This is a genomic window from Streptomyces sp. NPDC040610 (assembly GCF_055594065.1).
In genome coordinates this window covers 272,395-291,590 of sequence record NZ_JBVIXA010000009.1, presented here as the reverse complement: position 1 = coordinate 291,590, position 19,196 = coordinate 272,395, and the positions used below count along the sequence as shown (strand labels likewise).

Genomic DNA, 19,196 nt, shown 5'->3' with positions numbered 1-19,196 from the left:
CACCAACCGGCGCGTCTACGCGCACATATCCTGGAGCGGTCTTCAATCGTCGTACAGCTTCGTCGCCCGCGATGTGTACACGTCTTGAGCGACTTGATCCATCTTGATGAGAGTTGACGTGAGGGGCCGCACGTGCGTGAGCAGCAGATTCCGGTTGTCGTCCTCACTGGCTTTTTGGGCTCCGGAAAGACGACACTCCTGAACCATCTGCTGCACCGCAGCGGAGGCAGCCGGATCGGCGCGATCGTCAACGATTTCGGGTCCATCGAGATCGACGCCATGGCCGTCGCCGGAGCGCTCGGCGACTCCACCGTCTCGCTCGGCAACGGCTGCCTGTGCTGCGCCGTGGACGCCAGCGAGCTGGACGAGTACCTGGAGCGGCTCGCCGGCCCGGACGCTCTTATCGACGTCATCGTCATCGAGGCCAGCGGGCTCGCCGAGCCGCAGGAGCTGATGCGGATGGTGCTGGCCAGCGAGAACCCGAACATCGTGTACGGCGGTCTCGTGGAGGTCGTCGACGCCGCCGAGTTCGACGCCACCAGGCAGCGGCATCCGGAGGTCGACCGGCACCTGGGCATCGCCGACCTCGTCGTCGTCAACAAGGCCGACCGGGTGAGTGACGCCGAGCGGGAGCGTGTCCTCGCCGAGGTGCACCGCCTCACCGACCGCGCGGCCGTGGTCTCCGCCTCGTACGGGCGCGTCGACGTGGCGCTTCTGCTCGACCGCAAGCCCGTGGGGGAACGCGTCGGGCAGCTGTCCTTCGACGACCTGCACGACCATGGCGAACAGGCCGACCGGCCCGACGCGGAGGGGCTCGACTCCGACCGGCCCGACGCCGACGGCCACGCTCCCTGCGGGTGCGACGACCCCGCCCACCACCACCTGCACGCCGGCTACGAAAGCCTCGCCTTCACCTCCGAAGCGCCCCTCAACCCGCGCCGTCTGATGGCCTTCCTCGACAGCAGGCCCGAGGGGCTGTACCGCATCAAGGGGTACGTCGACTTCGGCGCCGCCGACGCCCGCAACCGGTACGCGGTGCACTCCGTGGGGCGCTTCCTGCGCTTCTACCCCGAGCCGTGGGAGCCCGGCGAGAAGCGGCTCACCCAGCTCGTCCTCATCGGCTCCGGCATAGACGTCGCGGCCCTGGACGGGGAGCTGACGCTGTGCCGGGAGAACGACGAGGATGCCCCGCACACTGATGAGTTCGGCATGTGGGGCGTCCTGCGCTACGTACAGGAGCCGGAGGTGGAGCCGGGCCCGGGGCCGGACTCGGACGCGCCCTCCGCGCCGGGCTCGGACGAGCCCGGTCCGGATGACCCCAGTCCGTACGAGCCCCCTTCGTACGAGCCCGGCTCCGACGACTGACTACGCCGGCCCCGCCACCGCCGCCACCGACTTCGCCAGCGACACCCCGGAGCCGTCCCGGCGCGGGTCGACCTCCGGCAGCTCCGCCGGAAGGCCGTTGCGCTGGGCCGCGCGCGGCGGCGTCGGGCCCGCCCAGGCGAAGCTCAGGCAGTCCTCGCCCTTCAAAAGCCGCTGGCAGCGCACGCCACCCGTCGCCCGGCCCTTGCGCGGATACTGGTCGAACGGTGTGACCTTGGCCGTCGTGTGCACCGAGTCGTCGAGCGTGCCGCGCGAGCCCGCGACCGTGAACACCACGGCGTCCGCCGCCGGGTCGACCGCCGTGAAGGACAGGACCTTCGCGCCGTCCGCCAGCTTGATGCCCGCCATGCCGCCCGCAGGACGGCCCTGCGGGCGGACCTGCCCCGCCGGATAGCGCAGCAGCTGCGCGTCGTCCGTGATGAAGACCAGGTCCTCCTCGCCCGTGCGCAGCTCGGCCGCGCCGACGATGCGGTCGCCGTCCTTGAGGGTGATGACCTCCAGCTCGTCCTTGTTGGACGGATAGTCGGGCACCACGCGCTTCACGACGCCCTGCTCGGTGCCGAGCGCCAGGCCAGGTGAGGACTCGTCCAGCGTCATCAGGCAGATCAGCTTCTCGTCCCCCTCCAGGGAGAGCAGCTCCGCGACCGGTGCCCCTCCGGAGAGGTTGGGTGCCGAAGCCGTGTCCGGAAGCTGCGGCAGGTCCACCACGGAGAGCCGCAGCAGGCGCCCCTCGGACGTCACCGCGCCCACTTCGCCGCGCGCCGTCGCGGGCACCGCGGAGACGATCACGTCGTGCTTGACGCGCTTGCCGTCGCTCTCCCCGAAGGGCTCGCCGTTGGCCGTGCGCGCGAGCAGGCCCGTCGACGACAGGAGCACCCGGCACGGGTCGTCCGCCACCTGCAGCGGCACCGCGGCCGCGGGCGCGCCCGCCGACTCCAGGAGCACCGTGCGCCGGTCCGTGCCGAACTTCTTGGCCACGGCGGCCAGTTCGGCGGAGACCAGCTTGCGCAGCTCCGCGTCGGACTCCAGGATCCGCGTCAGCTCCTCGATCTCCGCCTTCAGCTTGTCGCGCTCGGACTCCAGCTCGATGCGGTCGTACTTGGTGAGGCGGCGCAGCGGCGTGTCCAGGATGTACTGCGTCTGGACCTCGCTCAGCGAGAAGTGCTCCATCAGGCGCTCCTTGGCCTGCGCGGAGTTCTCGCTGGAGCGGATGAGGCGGATGACCTCGTCGATGTCCAGGAGGGCGACGAGCAGGCCCTCCACCAGGTGCAGCCGGGCCTGCTTCTTGCCGCGGCGGAACTCGCTGCGGCGCCGCACGACGTTGAAGCGGTGGTCGAGATAGACCTCGAGGAGCTCCTTGAGGCCGAGCGTGAGTGGCTGGCCGTCCACCAGGGCGACGTTGTTGATGCCGAAGGACTCCTCCATCGGCGTCAGTTTGTACAGCTGCTCCAGGACGGCCTCCGGGACGAAGCCGTTCTTGATCTCGATGACCAGGCGCAGGCCGTGCTGACGGTCGGTGAGGTCCTTGACGTCGGCGATGCCCTGCAGCTTCTTCGAGCCGACCAGGTCCTTGATCTTGGAGATGACCTTCTCGGGGCCCACGGAGAAGGGCAGTTCCGTGACGACCAGGCCCTTGCGGCGCGCGGTCACCGACTCCACGGCGACCGTGGCGCGCATCTTGAAGGTGCCGCGCCCCGATTCGTACGCGTCCTTGATGCCCGACAGGCCGACGATACGGCCGCCCGTGGGCAGGTCGGGGCCCGGGATGAACCGCATCAGCGTGTCGAGGTCGGCGCCCGGGTGCTTGATCAGGTGCCGGGCCGCGGCGATGACCTCGCCCAGGTTGTGCGGCGGCATGTTCGTCGCCATGCCGACGGCGATGCCGGAGGAACCGTTCACCAGGAGGTTCGGATACGCCGCGGGGAGCGCGACCGGCTCCTGCTCCTGGCCGTCGTAGTTCGGCTCGAAGTCGACCGTGTTCTCGTCGATGGACTCCGTCATCAAGGACGTCGCGTCGGCCATGCGGCATTCGGTGTACCGCATCGCCGCGGGCGGGTCGTCGTTGCCCAGGGAGCCGAAGTTGCCGTGGCCGTCGACCAGCGGGAGGCGCATGGAGAACGGCTGCGCCATGCGCACCAGGGCGTCGTAGATCGACGCGTCGCCGTGGGGGTGCAGCTTGCCCATGACCTCGCCGACGACGCGGGCGCACTTCACATAGCCGCGCTCGGGGCGCAGGCCCATCTCGTTCATCTGGTAGACGATGCGGCGGTGCACCGGCTTCAGGCCGTCCCGGGCGTCGGGCAGGGCGCGGGAGTAGATGACGGAGTAGGCGTACTCGAGGAAGGAGCCCTGCATCTCGTCGACGACGTCGATGTCGAGGATCTTCTCCTCGAACGAGTCGTCGGGCGGCGGGGTCTTCGTGCTGCGGCGGGCCATCGCTGCTGCGGCTCCTTCACCAACAAGTGCGGGATCTGACGCCGACCATTGTGGACTGTCCCACTGACAACGCCGACCACGACCCGGTGGTGGGCGGGCCCCGAGCGGGCGTCAACCGCGCGCCGCACCCGTACCGACCCCGTCCGCACCGACCCCACGGCGCACCCGCACCGTCCGCACACCGCGCCCGCACCGCCCTCACGGCGCACCCACACCGCCCGCGCGCCCCACCCACCCCACCGCCACCGCCGCTCACCCGCCCGGCCGGACGGCACCCGCACCCGCGACGGATCACGCCGAGGGCGAAACCCGACTACGCCGAGGGCGGAGCGGGAACTTCGCCAGGGGTCCGAGGCCTTGCTTACAGTGGCAGGACTTGACAGCACTTATCGAGGATTTCGCGATCGAAGGGACGTACATGCCCATGGGTCACACGGCCACAGCCGAGGCCGGCTCCGGCGGCCTGACAGCGACCGAGCACCGGCTGGCCAACGGCCTGCGCGTGGTGCTCTCCGAGGACCACCTGACCCCGGTCGCCGCGGTCTGCCTCTGGTACGACGTCGGCTCCCGCCACGAGGTCAAGGGCCGTACGGGCCTGGCTCACCTCTTCGAGCACCTGATGTTCCAGGGTTCGAAGCAGGTGCACGGCAACGGTCACTTCGAGCTGGTGCAGGGCGCCGGCGGCTCGCTCAACGGCACCACCAGCTTCGAGCGCACCAACTACTTCGAGACGATGCCGACCCACCAGCTGGAGCTCGCCCTCTGGCTGGAGGCCGACCGCATGGGCTCGCTCCTGTCGGCGCTCGACGAGGAGTCGATGGAGAACCAGCGGGACGTCGTCAAGAACGAACGCCGCCAGCGCTACGACAACGTTCCCTACGGCACGGCCTTCGAGAAGCTGACCGCCCTGTCCTACCCCGAGGGCCACCCGTACCACCACACGCCCATCGGCTCCATGGCCGACCTGGACGCGGCCACCCTCGAGGACGCGCGCGAGTTCTTCCGTACGTACTACGCGCCCAACAACGCGGTCCTCTCGGTCGTCGGGGACATCGACCCCGACGAGACGCTCGCCTGGGTCGAGAAGTACTTCGGCTCCATCCCCTCGCACGACGGCAAGCAGCCCCCGCGCGACGGCTCGCTGCCCGAGCGCATCGGCAAGGAACTGCGCGAGGTCGTCGAGGAGGAGGTCCCCGCGCGCGCCCTCATGGCCGCCTACCGCCTCCCGGAGGACGGCACGCGCGCGAGCGACGCGGCCGACCTGGCGCTCACGGTCCTCGGCAGCGGCGAGTCCTCGCGCCTCTACAACCGCCTCGTGCGCCGTGACCGCACCGCCGTCACCGCCGGGTTCGGCCTGCTGCGCCTCGCCGGCGCGCCCTCCCTCGGCTGGCTCGACGTGAAGACGTCCGGCGACGTGGAGGTCCCCGTCATCGAGGCCGCCGTCGACGAGGAGCTGGCCCGGTTCGCCGCGGAGGGCCCCACCCCGGAGGAGATGGAGCGCGCCCAGGCCCAGTTGGAGCGCGAGTGGCTGGACCGGCTCGGCACGGTCGCGGGCCGCGCGGACGAACTGTGCCGGTACGCGGTCCTGTTCGGTGACCCCCAGCTCGCCCTCACCGCCGTCCAGCGCGTCCTCGACATCACCGCCGAAGAGGTCCAGGAGGTCGCCAAGGCCCGCCTGCGCCCCGACAACCGCGCGGTGCTGGTGTACGAACCCACCGGCCCCGTGGACGCGGACGACGCCGCCGACACCGACGAGGAAGACGAGGAGGCGGCGAAGTGACCGAGGCCGCAACGATGCAGTTCCACCCGCAGCCCCAGGCGGGCACCGCCCGGCCCTGGGCCTTCCCGGCCCCCGAGCGCGGCGCGCTCGGCAACGGCCTCACGGTGCTGCGCTGCGACCGCCCCGGCCAGCAGCTCGTCGCCGTGGAGATCCACCTCGACGCCCCCCTGGACGCCGAGCCCAAGGGCCTGGACGGCGTCGCCACGATCATGGCGAGGGCCTTCTCCGAAGGCACCGACAAGCACTCCGCGGAGGAGTTCGCCGCCGAGCTCGACCGCTGCGGCGCCACGCTCGACGCGCACGCGGACCACCCCGGCGTCCGGGTCTCCCTGGAAGTGCCCGTCTCCCGCCTGCCCAAGGCCCTCGGCCTGCTCGCCGACGCCCTGCGCGCGCCCGCGTTCGCCGACAGCGAGGTCGAGCGCCTGGTCCGCAACCGCCTGGACGAGATCCCGCACGAGGCCGCCAACCCGGCGCGCCGCGCCGCCAAGGAGCTCTCCAAGGAGCTCTTCCCGGCGTCCTCGCGCATGTCGCGCCCGCGCCAGGGCACGGAGGAGACGGTCTCCGCCATCGACTCGGCGGCCGTCCGCGCCTTCTACGAAAGGCACGTCCGCCCCGCCACGGCCACCGCCGTCGTGGTCGGCGACCTCACCGGCATCGACCTGGACGCCGTCCTCGCCGACACCCTCGGCGCCTGGACCGGCGGGGCGGCCGAGCCGCGCCCGGTGCCCCCGGTGACCGCCGACGACCGCGGCCGCGTCGTCATCGTGGACCGCCCCGGTGCCGTCCAGACGCAGCTGCTCATCGGCCGCGTCGGCCCGGACCGGCACGACCGCGTGTGGTCCGCGCAGGTCCTCGGCACGTACTGCCTGGGCGGCACCCTCACCTCGCGCCTGGACCGCGTCCTGCGCGAGGAGAAGGGCTACACCTACGGAGTGCGCGCCTTCGCCCAGGTCCTTCGCTCCGCCCCGGACGGGACGGGCGCCGCGATGCTCGCCATCAGCGGCTCCGTGGACACCCCCAACACGGGCCCGGCCCTGGACGACCTCTGGAAGGTTCTGCGCACGCTCGCCGCGGAGGGCCTGACGGACCCCGAGCGCGATGTCGCCGTGCAGAACCTGGTCGGCGTCGCCCCGTTGAAGTACGAGACGGCGGCGGCCGTCGCCGCCACCCTCGCCGACCAGGTCGAGCAGCACCTGCCGGACGACTTCCAGGCGCAGCTGTACCGCCAGTTGGCGCAGACGGGCACCGTGGAGGCCACCGCGGCCGTCGTGAGCGCCTTCCCGGACGACCGTCTGGTGACGGTCCTCGTGGGCGACGCCGCGCAGATCGAGGAGCCCGTGAAGGCGCTCGGTATCGGTGAAGTGACGGTGGTCACCGGCTGATTGCCGGACGGGACGGATCGAGGCCGCCGCTGCCGTAAAGCTGGACATAGCGGTATCAACGCCTCGTGAGAACAGGGACCCCAGTGGCTCAGGAAGCCGCTGGGGTCCCTGCATGCCGCCATATGTCCGAATTGACATGGAGGTTGCTCGTCTGGCCTGTGGCGTGCGCTACAAAAGGCCTGATTCGTTTGTCGATTGAAAGATGAGGCGTTTAGCGTCGGTCCGGCTGTCCGTCAGGCAGTACGCCGCGTCCGCGGCACCGGACAGCCATCGCCGAGTCCCCGTACGGCGCGAGCCAGGGGAGCCGGGGACCCACACGTCCCCTGGGGTGAATCGGACCCCTTGCCGCGAGGCGAGGAGCCCGTAGGAGACCTTCCTGCTCCGAACCCGTCAGCTAACCCGGTAGGCGAGAAGGAAGGAAAGGATCAGCCGCTTCATGGCGTTCACCCGCCCGACCGGCAAGCACCGCCGTCCGAGCCGCATCTCGCGCACGACCGCAAGCGCCGCGGGCGTCGCCGCGCTCACCACCACCGGAGTCATCTCGGGCCTGGCCGCGCCGGCCCTCGCCGCCGAAGGCAGCTCCGCGGAGTACGCGCACACCGGCCTCACCCAGTCCATCTCCGTCGGCGACTCCCTGGCCGGCGAGATCGACGCCCAGGCCGCCGCGCAGAAGCACGCCGCCGCCGAGGCGGAGGCCCAGAAGAAGGCCGAGGCCGAGGCCCGGGCCCAGGCCGCTGAGGCCAAGCGCAAGGCCGCCGAGGCCAAGCGGAAGGCCGAGGCCGCCGCGAAGGTGAAGGCCCAGAAGGAGCGCGAGGCCAAGGAGCGCGCCGCCCGCGAGGCCGAGCGCAAGCGCCTGGGCTCCTACGTCTCGCCGATCGACGGCAGCTACGTCTCCACCGGCTACAAGACCGGCGGCGCCATGTGGTCCTCCGGCAGCCACACCGGTGTCGACTTCCACGCCGCGTCCGGCACCCAGGTCCAGGCGGTCGCCGCGGGCACCGTCGTCGAGGCCGGCTGGGGCGGCGCCTACGGCAACAACGTCGTGATCCGCCACAACGACGGCACGTACACGCAGTACGGCCACATGTCGTCCCTCAGCGTCACGGTCGGCCAGACGGTCACCCCGGGCCAGCAGATCGGCCTCTCCGGCTCGACCGGCAACTCCAGCGGCCCGCACCTGCACTTCGAGGCCCGCACCGGCGCGGACTACGGCTCCGACATCGACCCCGTGGCGTACCTCCGCTCGCACGGCGTCAACGTCTGATTCCCGACGCAGACGTCCGCATCCCGACTTCATCCCGGCGTCAACGTCCGGATCCTGATGTCGGGACCCTCCCTGACGCATGAAAGCCCCGGCTCACCCGAGCCGGGGCTTTCATGCGTATGCACGCCCCTTTGGCCAAAAGATATCCATGGATTCCGGTCTCCCGTCGGAAAATCCTGCCTTCTGCAATAGAGTTCATGGCGGCAGGGTCCATGGAGTCGTTGAACGAGCGCCATTCGACGCGTCGGCCGACGCGCCGACCGACGCGTTTCGCGGGCATTAAAGCGGAGGTCCGTCATGCGCATTCCCGCGCACTCGGTATGCACGGCCATCCGGGACGACATCGTCTCCGGTGTCTACGAGCGCGGCACGCGCCTCACCGAGGAACTGCTCGCCCGCCGCTACGGCGTCTCCCGCGTCCCCGTGCGCGAGGCCCTGCGCACGCTGGAGGCCGAGGGCTTCGTCGTCACCCGCAGGCACGCGGGCGCCTGTGTCGCTGAGCCCACCGAGCAGGACGCCGCCGACCTCCTGGAGATCCGCGCGCTCCTGGAGCCCCTGGCGGCCGCCAGGGCCGCCCAGCGCCGCACAGACGCCCATCTGAAGGTCCTGCGCGGGCTCGTCCGGCTCGGCAAGGAGCGCTCCCGGCGCGGCGGCACCGAGGACCTCCGCTCGCTCGACGGCTGGTTCCACGAGACGCTCACGCAGGCCTCATCGAGCCCCGGCCTGATCACCCTGCTCACCCAGCTCCGCCACAAGATCGCCTGGATGTACGTCACGGAGCCCCAGGCCGCCCCCGCGCAGACCTGGGCCGAGCGCGCCGCCGTCGTCGACGCCGTGGCCCGCGGCGACGCGGAGCGGGCCCGTGCGCTGACCGTGCTGCACGCCGAACGGGCCACCGCGGCCCACCGGCCCCGGACCGGCCAGCGCGGAGGGCGTGTGAGGGCTTCGCAACATGCCGTCAACACGGTGAGCGTCCGGAATTAACGGCGACGCCGTATACAAAGAGAGACGTGTTCCCGGGTGGCATTTCCGCTGTCCGTATTTCGATTTTTCGACTTCAGATATGCGTCGAAATGCGCGTGGGATGCGCGGCCGAATAATCAGCGGCGTGCGGCCTCATATACGTCATGAGATGTGCCGGATACGCAAAAGGTCCGCCCTGGATTCAGGACGGACCTCTCGCGTAGTGCCGGGCGGCGTTCTCTGCGTACAGAGCGCCAGGCGTACTAGACGGTCTCGGGAAGCTCCTCGAGCCCCTCGGCGACCAGCTTCGCCAGGCGGTCGAGAGCGGCATCCGCACCCTCGGCGTCCGAAGCGAGCACGATCTCCTCGCCGCCCTGCGCACCCAGACCGAGCACCCCGAGCATGGAGGCGGCGTTGACCGGGTTGCCGCCGGCCTTGGCGATCGTCACGGGGACGCCGGCGGCCGTGGCCGCGCGGACGAAGATGGAGGCGGGCCGGGCGTGGAGGCCCTCGGCCCAGCCGACGTTGACGCGGCGCTCAGCCATGTGTTGCTGCCCTTCCAGGTGTCTCACACTTGTCTAGACCACTATCTCATGCCGACCTGAATGCTCCCGCCGGACGCCCGTCACCTCGCACCACGGACGTACGGCCCCTACCCGGCCGCCCTTCGACCACTCCTACACTGCCCCGGCCCGGGCGGCCGCGCGACCCGTACCCTGGCCCCATGCAGACCCCGCCGGACCGGCACCCCTACCCCTCCCACTGGGAGGCCGACGTGGTGCTGCGGGACGGGGGCACGGCCCGGATCAGGCCCATCACCGCCGAAGACGCCGACCGCCTGGTCAGCTTCTTCGAGCAGGTCTCCGACGAGTCGAAGTACTACCGCTTCTTCGCGCCGTACCCCCGCCTGTCCGCCAAGGACGTGCACCGCTTCACCCATCACGACCAGGTGGACCGGGTGGGACTCGCGGCCACCGTGGGCGGCGAGTTCATCGCGACCGTCCGCTTCGACCGCATCGACGCCCAGGGCCGCCCCGCCTCCGCGCCCGCCGACGAGGCCGAGGTCGCCTTCCTCGTCCAGGACGCCCACCAGGGCCGCGGCGTCGCCTCCGCGCTCCTCGAACACATCGCGGCCGTCGCCCGCGAGCGCGACATCCGCCGCTTCGCCGCCGAGGTCCTGCCCGCCAACACCAAGATGGTCAAGGTCTTCACGGACGCCGGCTATCAGCAGCAGCGCAGCTTCGAGGACGGCGTCGTACGCCTGGAACTCGACCTGGAGCCCACCGACCGCTCCCTCGCCGTCCAGCGCGCCCGTGAACAGCGTGCCGAGGCGCGCTCCGTGCAGCGCCTCCTCGCGCCCGGATCCGTCGCCGTCATCGGAGTGGGCCGCGCCCCGGACGGCGTCGGCCGGGGCGTTCTGCGCAACGTCCTGGGCGCGGGTTTCACCGGCCGTCTGTACGCCGTGAACAGCGCCCTCCCCGAAGGGGCCACCGACATCGACGGTGTGCCCGCCCACCGCTCCGTGCGCGACATCGCCGAACCCGTCGACCTGGCCGTCGTCGCCGTCCCCGCCGAACGCGTCCCCGAGGCCGTCGCCGACTGCGGCGAACACGGCGTCCAGGGGCTCGTCGTCATCTCCGCCGGATACGCCGAGAGCGGCCCCGAAGGACGCGAACGGCAGCGTGAACTCGTCCGCCAAGCACGCTCCTACGGGATGCGCATCATCGGACCCAACGCCTTCGGAGTCATCAACACCTCTCCGGAGACCCGCCTCAACGCCTCCCTGGCGCCCGAGCTGCCGCCCGCCGGACGCCTCGGCCTGTTCACCCAGTCGGGCGCCATCGGCATCGCCCTCCTGTCCCGGCTGCACCGCCGCGGCTCGGGCCTGTGGGGCCTGTCCACGTGTGTGAGCACCGGCAACCGCGCGGACGTCTCCGGCAACGACGTACTCCAGTACTGGTACGACGACCCGGACACCGACGTCGCCCTGATGTACCTCGAATCGATCGGCAACCCCCGGAAGTTCACCCGCCTCGCCCGCCGCACCGCCGCCGTGAAGCCCCTCGTCGTCGTCCAGGGCGCCCGGCACAGCGGCATCGCGCCGACCGGCCACGCGGGCGCCGCCACCCGCCTCCCGCACGCCACCGTGTCGGCGCTGCTCCGGCAGGCCGGGGTGATCCGCGTGGACACCGTCACCGAACTCGTCGACGCCGGACTGCTCCTCTCGGGGCAGCCGCTGCCCGCCGGACCCCGCGTCGCCATCCTCGGCAACTCCGAGTCGCTCGGCCTGCTCACGTACGACGCCTGCGTCGCCGAAGGCCTGCGGCCGCTGCCCCCCCTCGACCTGACGACCGCCGCGTCCCCGGACGACTTCCGCACCGCGCTCGCGGCCGCGCTGGCCGACGAGGGCTGTGACGCGGTCGTCGTCACCGTCATCCCGTCCCTCGGCGAGTCCACCCGCCAGGGCGAGGACAAGTCCCTGGCGGCGGCCCTGCGCGCCGCCGCCGCGAGCTGCCCCACGAAGCCGGTCACGGTCGTCCACGTGGAGCTGGGCGGCCTGGCCAAGGCCCTGTCCGCCGCGGCGAGCACGGGGCCGCGGGCGGCGGCGATCGTGGACCAGGGGGACCAGGGGGACCAGGGGGACCAGGGGGACCAGGCAGTCCCGCCCCGCCCGTCCGACCGCCCGCGCCCGCAAGCCGCCCCCGGCCCGCCTCCACCCCCGGCCGACCCCCCGAACCCCACCCCCCCGGCCGACCCCCCGCCCCACCACCGCATCCCCGCCTACCCCGCGGCCGAACGCGCCGTCCGTGCCCTCGCCGAGGCCGTCAAGTACGCCCAGTGGCGGCGGGACATCGCCGAGCCCGGCAAGGTGCCCGAGTACGACGACATCGACGAACAGGGCGCGGGCGAACTGATCGAGCGCCTCCTGGCCAAGGCCGACGACGTCCGTGGCATCACCCTCGACGCCGACGACGCCCACGACCTGCTCGCGCGGTACGGCATCGGTGTGCGCAGGGCCCTGCCCGCCCCCGACGCCGACACCGCCGTCCGGGCCGCGCGCGAGGCGGGCTACCCCGTCGCCCTCAAGACCACCGCGCCCCACCTGCGTCACCGCCCCGACCTCGGCGGCGTCCGCCTCGACCTCGCCGACGAGGAACAACTGCGGCGCGCCTACCGGGAGCTGACCCACACCCTCGGCAGGCCCGCCGAGCTGCGCCCCGTCGTCCAGGCCATGGTGGCCCGCGGCGTGGACACCGTCGTGCGCGCGGGCCACGACCCCGTCGCCGGTGCCGTGCTGTCCTTCGGGCTCGCCGGAGCGGCCTCCGAGCTGCTCGGCGACACCGCCCACCGACTGATTCCGGTCACCGACCGGGACGCGGGCACCCTCGTCCGGTCGATCCGGACGGCGCCCCTCCTGTTCGGCTGGCGCGGCTCGGCCCCCGTGGACACCCCCGCCCTCGAAGAGCTCCTGATGCGCGTCTCGCGGCTCGTCGACGACCACCCCGAAGTGGTCACCGTCTCACTGGAGCCGGTGGTCGTCGCCCAGGAAGGGCTTTCCGTACTCAGCGCGGCCGTCCGCCTCGCCCCGCCCCCTGCCCGCGACGACCTGGGCCCGCGCACCCTGCCCGCGTACTGACGGCGCGCGCCCGTGGCCCCGCCGACGCCCCGCGCGCGTGGCCGACGAGTGCGCACAGGGGGTGCCCGCGCGGCCACTGGGCACCTTGGGCCAGGCGCCGGGCCGTAGGATGGGCGGCATGGCAAAGACCGGTACGACGACCCAGGGGCTGCGCGCGGCGATCGAGCGCAGCGGCTACTACCCGGCCCTCGTGGCCGAGGCGGTGGAGGCCGCGATCGGCGGCGAGACCATCGGGTCGTATCTGGTCCACCAGGAGACCACGTTCGACGCGAACGAGGTCCGTCGCCATGTGACGGTCCTCGTCCTCACGGACACCCGTTTCATCGTCAGCCACACCGACGAGCAGGCGGCCGACTCCACGTCCCCGACGCCGTACGCCACCACCTCCACCGAGTCCGTGAAGATCGGCCGGATCTCGTCCGTGGTCGTCAGCCGCGTCGTCGCCAACCCGGAGAAGTACGTTCCGGGATCGCTGCCCCGCGAGGTCGTCCTGACCATCGGCTGGGGCGCCGTCTCCCGCATCGACCTGGAGCCCGCCGCCTGCGGCGACCCCAACTGCGAGGCCGACCACGGCTACACGGGCAGCTCCACCGCCGACGACCTGAGCCTGCGGGTCAGCGAGGCGGGCGACGGCCCCGACACCGTCCGCCAGACCCTCGCCTTCGCCCAGGCCCTCTCCGAGGCCACCGCGGCCGGCACGGACACCGGCCGCTGATGTCCCACCCGTCTGCCGCCGCCGCCCCTGGCGGAGGGCGCTCCGTGCCCGCCGCCTGGGACGACATCCAGCCGCTCGCCCTCGACTCCGCGCCCCTGCCCGCGTACGGCACGGGATCGCTCGCCGACGTGCTGCCCACCCTGGTCGCCCACCAGGAAGTGGACGGCTTCGCCCCGCTCATCCCCGAGCTGGCCCCCGCCGACCGGAACTGCGTCTTCCTGATCGACGGCCTCGGCTGGGAGCAGCTGCGCGCCCACCCCGCCGAAGCCCCCTTCCTGACCTCGCTGCTCGGCTCCTCGCGCGGCGGCACCGGCCGCCCCATCACCGCGGGCTTCCCGGCCACCACGGCGACCTCCCTGGCCTCCGTGGGCACCGGCCTGCCGCCCGGCGCGCACGGCCTGCCCGGGTACACGGTCCGCAACCCCGACAGCGGCGAGCTGATGAACCAGCTCCGCTGGAAGCCCTGGACCGACCCGCACGCCTGGCAGCCGTACCCGACGATCTTCCAGCGCGCCCACGACGCGGGCATCCACACCGCCCAGGTGTCCTCGCCGACCTTCGAGCACACCCCGCTCACCAAGGTCGCCCTGAGCGGCGGCACCTTCCGCGGCCGCCTCTCCGGCGAGGACCGCATGGACCTCGCGGCCGAGCAGCTCGCCGCCGCCGACCGGACCCTGGTCTACACGTACTACGCCGAAGTCGACGGCAAGGGCCACCGCTTCGGCGTCGACTCCGACGCCTGGCGCGGCCAGCTCATGTACGTCGACCGGCTCGTCCAGCGCCTCGCCGAGCAGCTCCCGCCGCGCAGCGCCCTGTACGTCACCGCCGACCACGGCATGCTCGACATCCCCTTCGACGAGGCCTCCCGCATCGACTTCGACGAGGACTGGGAGCTGCGCGCCGGAGTCGCCCTGCTCGGCGGCGAGGGCCGCGCCCGGCACGTCTACGCAGTCCCCGGAGCCGAGGCCGACGTCCTCACCGTCTGGCGCGAGGTCCTCGGCGAGCAGTTCTGGGTGGCGAGCCGGGAGGAGGCGATCGCGGCGGGCTGGTTCGGCCCGCGCGTCGACGAACGCGTCCACGGACGCATCGGGGACGTCGTCGCCGCCGCCCACGCCGACGTCCTCATCACCGCCTCCCAGAAGGAGCCCAGGGAGTCCGCGATGGTCGGCAACCACGGCTCGATGACCCCCGCCGAACAACTCGTACCGCTCCTCGAAGTACGCTCCTAGCTGCTTCTTGACGTGTACGTCACCGACGGCACCCCACTTCGCACGCCCCCGCGCGCTTCCTCGCGCACCCACCGAAAGGCGCTCAACCCCCCATGCCTGAGCTGGTGTTCTTCTCCGGAACGATGGACTGCGGGAAGAGCACCCTCGCGCTGCAGATCGAGCACAACCGCTCGGCACGCGGCCTGCAGGGCATGATCTTCGCGCGCAACGACCGGGCGGGGGAGGGCAAGCTCTCCTCGCGGCTCGGCCTGGTCACGGAGGCCATCGAGGTGGCCGACGACCTCGACATCTACGCCTACCTCGTCGACCACCTCTCGCGCGGTGCCCGCGCCGACTACGTGATCGCCGACGAGGCGCAGTTCCTCGCTCCCGAGCAGATCGACCAGCTCGCGCGCGTGGTCGACGATCTGGGCGTGGACGTCTTCGCGTTCGGCATCACCACCGACTTCCGCTCCAAGCTGTTCCCCGGCTCCCAGCGTCTGGTCGAACTCGCCGACCGCGTCGAGGTCCTCCAGGTCGAGGCCCTGTGCTGGTGCGGCGCCCGCGCCACCCACAACGCCCGCACCAGCGGTGGCCAGATGGTCGTCGAGGGAGCCCAGGTCGTCGTCGGCGACGTCAACCAGGCGTCCGACAAGGTGGGCTACGAGGTGCTGTGCCGCCGTCACTACCGGCGCCGCATGACGGCGGCCTCCGCGCGCGCGGGCGCGCTGTCCCCCGACGTGCTGCCGGTCGACACCCTGGAGCGGTCCTAGCCGCCCTGGAGCCGTCCCGCGCACCCCGGAGGGCCGCACCCGGAGGGTCACTCCGCGCCGGGACGCTCCGAGTGGATGAGCGTGAAGACCGCCCCCTCGGGGTCGGCCACCGTCGCGACCCGCCCGTAGGGACCCACGCGCGCGGGGATGACGACATGGCCGCCCAGTTCGACCACCCGCCGCACCGAGGCGTCCACGTCCGCCGCCTCGAAGTACGTCATCCAGTGCGCGCCCCGGTCGCCCGGCAGCTCCTGCCCGACACCGCGCACCGACGCCACCGGGACGCCGTCGAGCCGCAGGGTCAGATAGTCCAAGTCGGCGTCGGAGTCGGCCTCTTCGATGTAGCCGAACAGCATCTGGTAGAACTTCGCGACCTCCTCCGTCTCCCGCGTCAGGAGCTCGTTCCAGGTCGGCGTGCCCGGCACGCCCGCGACCGCCGTGCCCACGTGCGACGACGCCTGCCAGATGCCGAACACCGCCCCCGCCGGGTCCGACGCGATCGCCATCCGCCCGGCCTCGCCCGCGTCCAGCGGCCCCACGCCGACCGTGCCGCCGCAGTGCCGCACCCTCTCGGCGACCTCGCCCACGTCGTCCGACGCCAGATACGGGGTCCACGCGATGGGCAGATGACGGTCGGCAGGCAGTTGTCCGATTCCCGCCACCTCGCAGCCGTCGAGCATCGCCCGCACATACGGGCCGAGCTGCTGCGGCCCGGGCTCGTAGGTCCAGCCGAAAAGCGCCGCGTAGAACTCCTGGGTCGCAGCCAGGTCGTGCGCCATCAGGCTCACCCAGCAGGGCGTGCCGGGTGTGCGCCGCGCGCCCTCGGCGCGTCCGTCGTCCGGCCACCGTGCCTCGGTCATCGTCACTCTCTCCTCGGGCCCTCGTGACTTCGACAGGCCGACGACGACGGACCACGACTAACAGAGTTCGAGTTCTGGCATCTGTTGTCTGTTAGCTGTCATCCGTCGTCGCCCGGCCGCAGCCACTCCGCTTCGATTCCGGTTCGATTCGCTGTCCGAACGCGCGTGCTTTCGCCGCGCGTATGCCCGTCCGTGCAGATGCTCGCATCACCTGTCGCCCGGCGCGCCCCGGCCGCGCCGCGCTCGTGGGCTCCCTCGTGGAGATGCCCGATTTGCCATTTCTCATCCGTTAACACGCGATTGCAGGGTTGTGTCCATCTGCGGTACGCGGCGTGCTCGTTTCCGTACGCCGCGTGTCCGGGCGTGGTCCGGCCGAGCAGGGTATCCGGAGCTGAGCGCGGCGGCCACCCCGTGCGCAAGGATGGGGCCCATGAATGCCATCATCTCCGCATCCGAACTCGCGAGCGACCTGGCGGGCGAGAATCCGCCAGTGCTGCTCGACATCCGTTGGCAATTGAGTACGGCCAAGGCGGCCGGTGCGCCGGCCTTCGACGGGCGGGCCGAGCATGCGGCCGGGCATGTTCCCGGGGCGGTCTTCGTCGACCTCGACGCGGACCTCGCGGGCCCGGCGGGCGCCGGGGGCAGGCATCCGCTTCCGGATGTCGAGCACTTCGGCGCGGTCATGCGGGCGGCCGGGGTCTCGGCGGACCGGCCGGTCGTCGTGTACGACGGCGGGCAGGGCTGGGCCGCCGCGCGCGCCTGGTGGCTGCTGCGCTGGACGGGTCATCCGTCGGTGCGGGTCCTGGACGGCGGGCTCGCCGCGTGGACCGGGGAACTGGAGTCCGGCGAGGTGACCGCGCCGGTGGCGGGCACGTTCACGCCGGTCCCGGAGTCCGTGGGGCGCGTGGACGCGGACGGCGCGGCCGCCCTGGCTCGCTCGGGTCTGCTCCTGGACGCCCGCGCCGCGGAGCGCTACCGCGGCGACGTGGAGCCCATCGACCGCGTCGGCGGCCACATCCCCGGCGCGGTCTCGGCGCCCACCACGGAGAACGTTGCGGCGGACGGCCGCTTCCTCCCCGCCGACGAGCTGGCGGCCCGCTTCAAGTCCCTGGGGGCGTCCGGGACTTCCGAGGTCGGCGTGTACTGCGGCTCTGGCGTCTCCGGCGCCCATCAGGTCCTCGCCCTGGCGGTGGCGGGCATCCCAGCGACGCTGTACGTCGGCTCGTGGTCGGAGTGGTCGTCGGACCCGGAGCGTCCGGTGGCGACGGGGCCGGAGCCGCAGTAGTCCGGCATCGCTGAGCGGAGTGCCCGCCCTCGCTGGCCCTGGCGCCCGGCCTGGCTGACCCGCGTACCCGCCCGCGCCGACCCGAGCGCCCGCCCTCCCGGCCCGCCCCGGCTCGCGAGGTCGGACGTTCGTGTCGGCGCGGGCCCCGCGCGGAGCGGGTTGTGGTGAACGAGTGAAGGGCCTGTGCGCATATCGCGTACAGGCCCTTCACCACGTTCTCGACCGCCCGGACCGGCGTGCGCCGGCCGTTTTCATGTGCGCCGCGCGCCGGTCGGTCCTCCGGGGCGCCGCTACTCCTGCTTCTTGCGCCGGGTGCCGAACACGATCTCGTCCCAGCTCGGCACGGCGGCACGGCGGCCGGGGCGGACGCCGTCGGCCTCGGCCTGGCGGTCCGTGGAGCCGACGAGGCGGTCGCGGTGGCTGGCCACGGCGCGCGGCATCAGGACGTCCGCGTACGCGGAACCGGCCGACGCGGCGGTCGCGGGCGGCTCCTCGGCCTCCGGCTCCTGCTCGGGCTCCTCCGGTGCGGACGGCAGTTCGGCGGGTGCCGCGGCGGGACGCTCGGGGACGACCATGTCGCCGCGGAAGCTCGGCACGGCCTCCAGGAGGCTGGTGAGCGAGTCGCGTTCCTGCTCGGCGACGGCGGCGGGCGCGGCCGGCTCCTGCTCGGCCTCGGGTGCGCCCGGGCGCTCCAGGGCGCGGTCGAGCGGCCGGTCCCGGGGGAGCCGGGCGATGCGCGGCACGAACGGGAAGCTGGGCTCGGGCGCCGCGATGTCGTCGGTCTCGCCGATCAGGGCGCGGGCCTCGTCGTCGACGGCCTGGACGAGCCGCCGGGGCGGGTCGTACGTCCAGCTGGCGGAGTGCGGCTCGGTCGCGACGCGGTAGACGAGCAGGACCTCCCAGGTGCCGTCGTCGCGGCGCCAGGAGTCCCACTGGACGGTCTCCTTGTCGGCGCCGCGCAGCAGCAGCCGCTCCTGGACGGCCTCGCCGAGCTGGGGTCCGGTGTTCTCGCCGGGACGGCGCACGGGGGTCTTCCGGGCCCGCTCGGCCATGAAGGCGCGCTCGGCGAGCACGGGGCCCTCGAAGCGGCGGACGCGGTCGACGGGGATCCCGGCGAGCGAGGCGACCTCTTCCGCACTGGCACCGGCACGTATACGGGCCTGGATGTCGCGGGGGCGGAGGTGGCTCTCCACCTCGATCTCGATCTGTCCGAGCCGCGGCCGGTCGCCGCGCACGGCGGCGCGCAGCCGTTCGTCGATCGGAAGCGTGTACTCCGTGCTGTCCGCAGCTTTCAGCACCAGCCGTGTGCCGTCGTTGCTGACGGCCACGACACGCAGTTCGGGCATGGGGACCTCCCGGGTGGTGCCTGCCGACGTCACGTGCGTCGCTGCTTCCGCTAGTCGAGTGTGGCCTGCCCGGGTGCAGCCTGCCACAACCTTGCCGAGTTGCCCGGCGTGTCGGGCATGGGCCCTGGATCGCCGTTATGGCACGGTTACCGATTCGCAACGCT

14 protein-coding genes and 1 riboswitch are annotated in these 19,196 nt (G+C 72.4%); of the genes, 10 read left to right on the top strand and 4 right to left on the bottom strand.

The genetic code is table 11. The features are described 5' to 3' along the window. Positions 1–132 precede the first annotated feature (132 nt). Complete coding sequence (locus tag ACZ6AA_RS28900; RefSeq protein ID WP_471460745.1) at positions 133–1,365, top strand: CobW family GTP-binding protein; 1,233 nt, start codon at positions 133–135, stop codon at positions 1,363–1,365. Here the strand turns inward: ACZ6AA_RS28900 and ACZ6AA_RS28895 are convergent, their stop codons facing one another. After that, entirely contained in the window at positions 1,366–3,819 is a 2,454-nt protein-coding gene (locus ACZ6AA_RS28895; RefSeq protein ID WP_468483106.1) for a DNA gyrase/topoisomerase IV subunit A, read from the bottom strand. 418 nt (positions 3,820–4,237) lie between these two features. Here ACZ6AA_RS28895 and ACZ6AA_RS28890 point away from each other — a divergent pair, with 418 nt between their 5' ends. From ACZ6AA_RS28890 to ACZ6AA_RS28875, 4 genes are all read left to right on the top strand, one after another. Next, a complete protein-coding gene (locus ACZ6AA_RS28890) occupies positions 4,238–5,599 on the top strand; it encodes a M16 family metallopeptidase (RefSeq protein ID WP_468456376.1) in 1,362 nt (453 codons plus the stop codon). Further along, the gene (locus tag ACZ6AA_RS28885; RefSeq protein ID WP_471460744.1) at positions 5,596–6,981 is read left to right on the top strand and encodes a M16 family metallopeptidase; all 1,386 of its coding nucleotides are present in this window, start codon (positions 5,596–5,598) and stop codon (positions 6,979–6,981) included. Before ACZ6AA_RS28890 ends, ACZ6AA_RS28885 begins: the two co-directional genes overlap by 4 nt. Positions 6,982–7,242: 261 nt before the next feature. Continuing rightward, positions 7,243–7,404: riboswitch (cyclic di-AMP (ydaO/yuaA leader) on the top strand. A gap of 13 nt (positions 7,405–7,417) precedes the next feature. After that, entirely contained in the window at positions 7,418–8,245 is an 828-nt protein-coding gene (locus ACZ6AA_RS28880) for a M23 family metallopeptidase (protein WP_468456179.1), read from the top strand. A 297-nt stretch (positions 8,246–8,542) separates the two neighbouring features. Next, positions 8,543–9,229 carry a GntR family transcriptional regulator gene (locus tag ACZ6AA_RS28875; protein ID WP_468456177.1) on the top strand — a complete coding sequence of 229 codons (687 nt, stop codon included), beginning with the start codon at positions 8,543–8,545 and terminating at the stop codon, positions 9,227–9,229. Between the two features lie 242 nt (positions 9,230–9,471). Here the strand turns inward: ACZ6AA_RS28875 and ACZ6AA_RS28870 are convergent, their stop codons facing one another. Beyond that, positions 9,472–9,753 carry an HPr family phosphocarrier protein gene (locus ACZ6AA_RS28870; protein WP_030357341.1) on the bottom strand — a complete coding sequence of 94 codons (282 nt, stop codon included), beginning with the start codon at positions 9,751–9,753 and terminating at the stop codon, positions 9,472–9,474. Between the two features lie 179 nt (positions 9,754–9,932). Between ACZ6AA_RS28870 and ACZ6AA_RS28865 the strand changes: the two genes are divergently transcribed. From ACZ6AA_RS28865 to ACZ6AA_RS28850, 4 genes are all read left to right on the top strand, one after another. After that, complete coding sequence (locus ACZ6AA_RS28865; protein ID WP_471460743.1) at positions 9,933–12,845, top strand: bifunctional acetate--CoA ligase family protein/GNAT family N-acetyltransferase; 2,913 nt, start codon at positions 9,933–9,935, stop codon at positions 12,843–12,845. 118 nt (positions 12,846–12,963) lie between these two features. Beyond that, positions 12,964–13,560, top strand: coding sequence for a DUF5998 family protein (locus ACZ6AA_RS28860; RefSeq protein ID WP_380860305.1), 597 nt, complete (start codon positions 12,964–12,966; stop codon positions 13,558–13,560). Beyond that, positions 13,560–14,789 (top strand): alkaline phosphatase family protein, encoded by a 1,230-nt coding sequence (locus ACZ6AA_RS28855; RefSeq protein WP_471460742.1) that lies wholly within the window; start codon positions 13,560–13,562, stop codon positions 14,787–14,789. The genes ACZ6AA_RS28860 and ACZ6AA_RS28855 overlap by 1 nt, the downstream gene beginning before the upstream one ends. 92 nt (positions 14,790–14,881) lie before the next feature. Beyond that, the gene (locus tag ACZ6AA_RS28850) at positions 14,882–15,541 is read left to right on the top strand and encodes a thymidine kinase (protein WP_468456171.1); all 660 of its coding nucleotides are present in this window, start codon (positions 14,882–14,884) and stop codon (positions 15,539–15,541) included. A gap of 47 nt (positions 15,542–15,588) precedes the next feature. On the opposite strand, the gene ACZ6AA_RS28845 is transcribed toward ACZ6AA_RS28850, so the two are convergent. Further along, positions 15,589–16,401, bottom strand: coding sequence for a VOC family protein (locus tag ACZ6AA_RS28845; RefSeq protein ID WP_471460741.1), 813 nt, complete (start codon positions 16,399–16,401; stop codon positions 15,589–15,591). Between the two features lie 430 nt (positions 16,402–16,831). Between ACZ6AA_RS28845 and ACZ6AA_RS28840 the strand changes: the two genes are divergently transcribed. Then, a complete protein-coding gene (locus ACZ6AA_RS28840) occupies positions 16,832–17,686 on the top strand; it encodes a sulfurtransferase (RefSeq protein WP_468456167.1) in 855 nt (284 codons plus the stop codon). A 290-nt stretch (positions 17,687–17,976) separates the two neighbouring features. Here the strand turns inward: ACZ6AA_RS28840 and sepH are convergent, their stop codons facing one another. After that, entirely contained in the window at positions 17,977–19,032 is a 1,056-nt protein-coding gene (sepH, locus tag ACZ6AA_RS28835) for a septation protein SepH (protein ID WP_468456165.1), read from the bottom strand. Positions 19,033–19,196 lie beyond the last annotated feature (164 nt).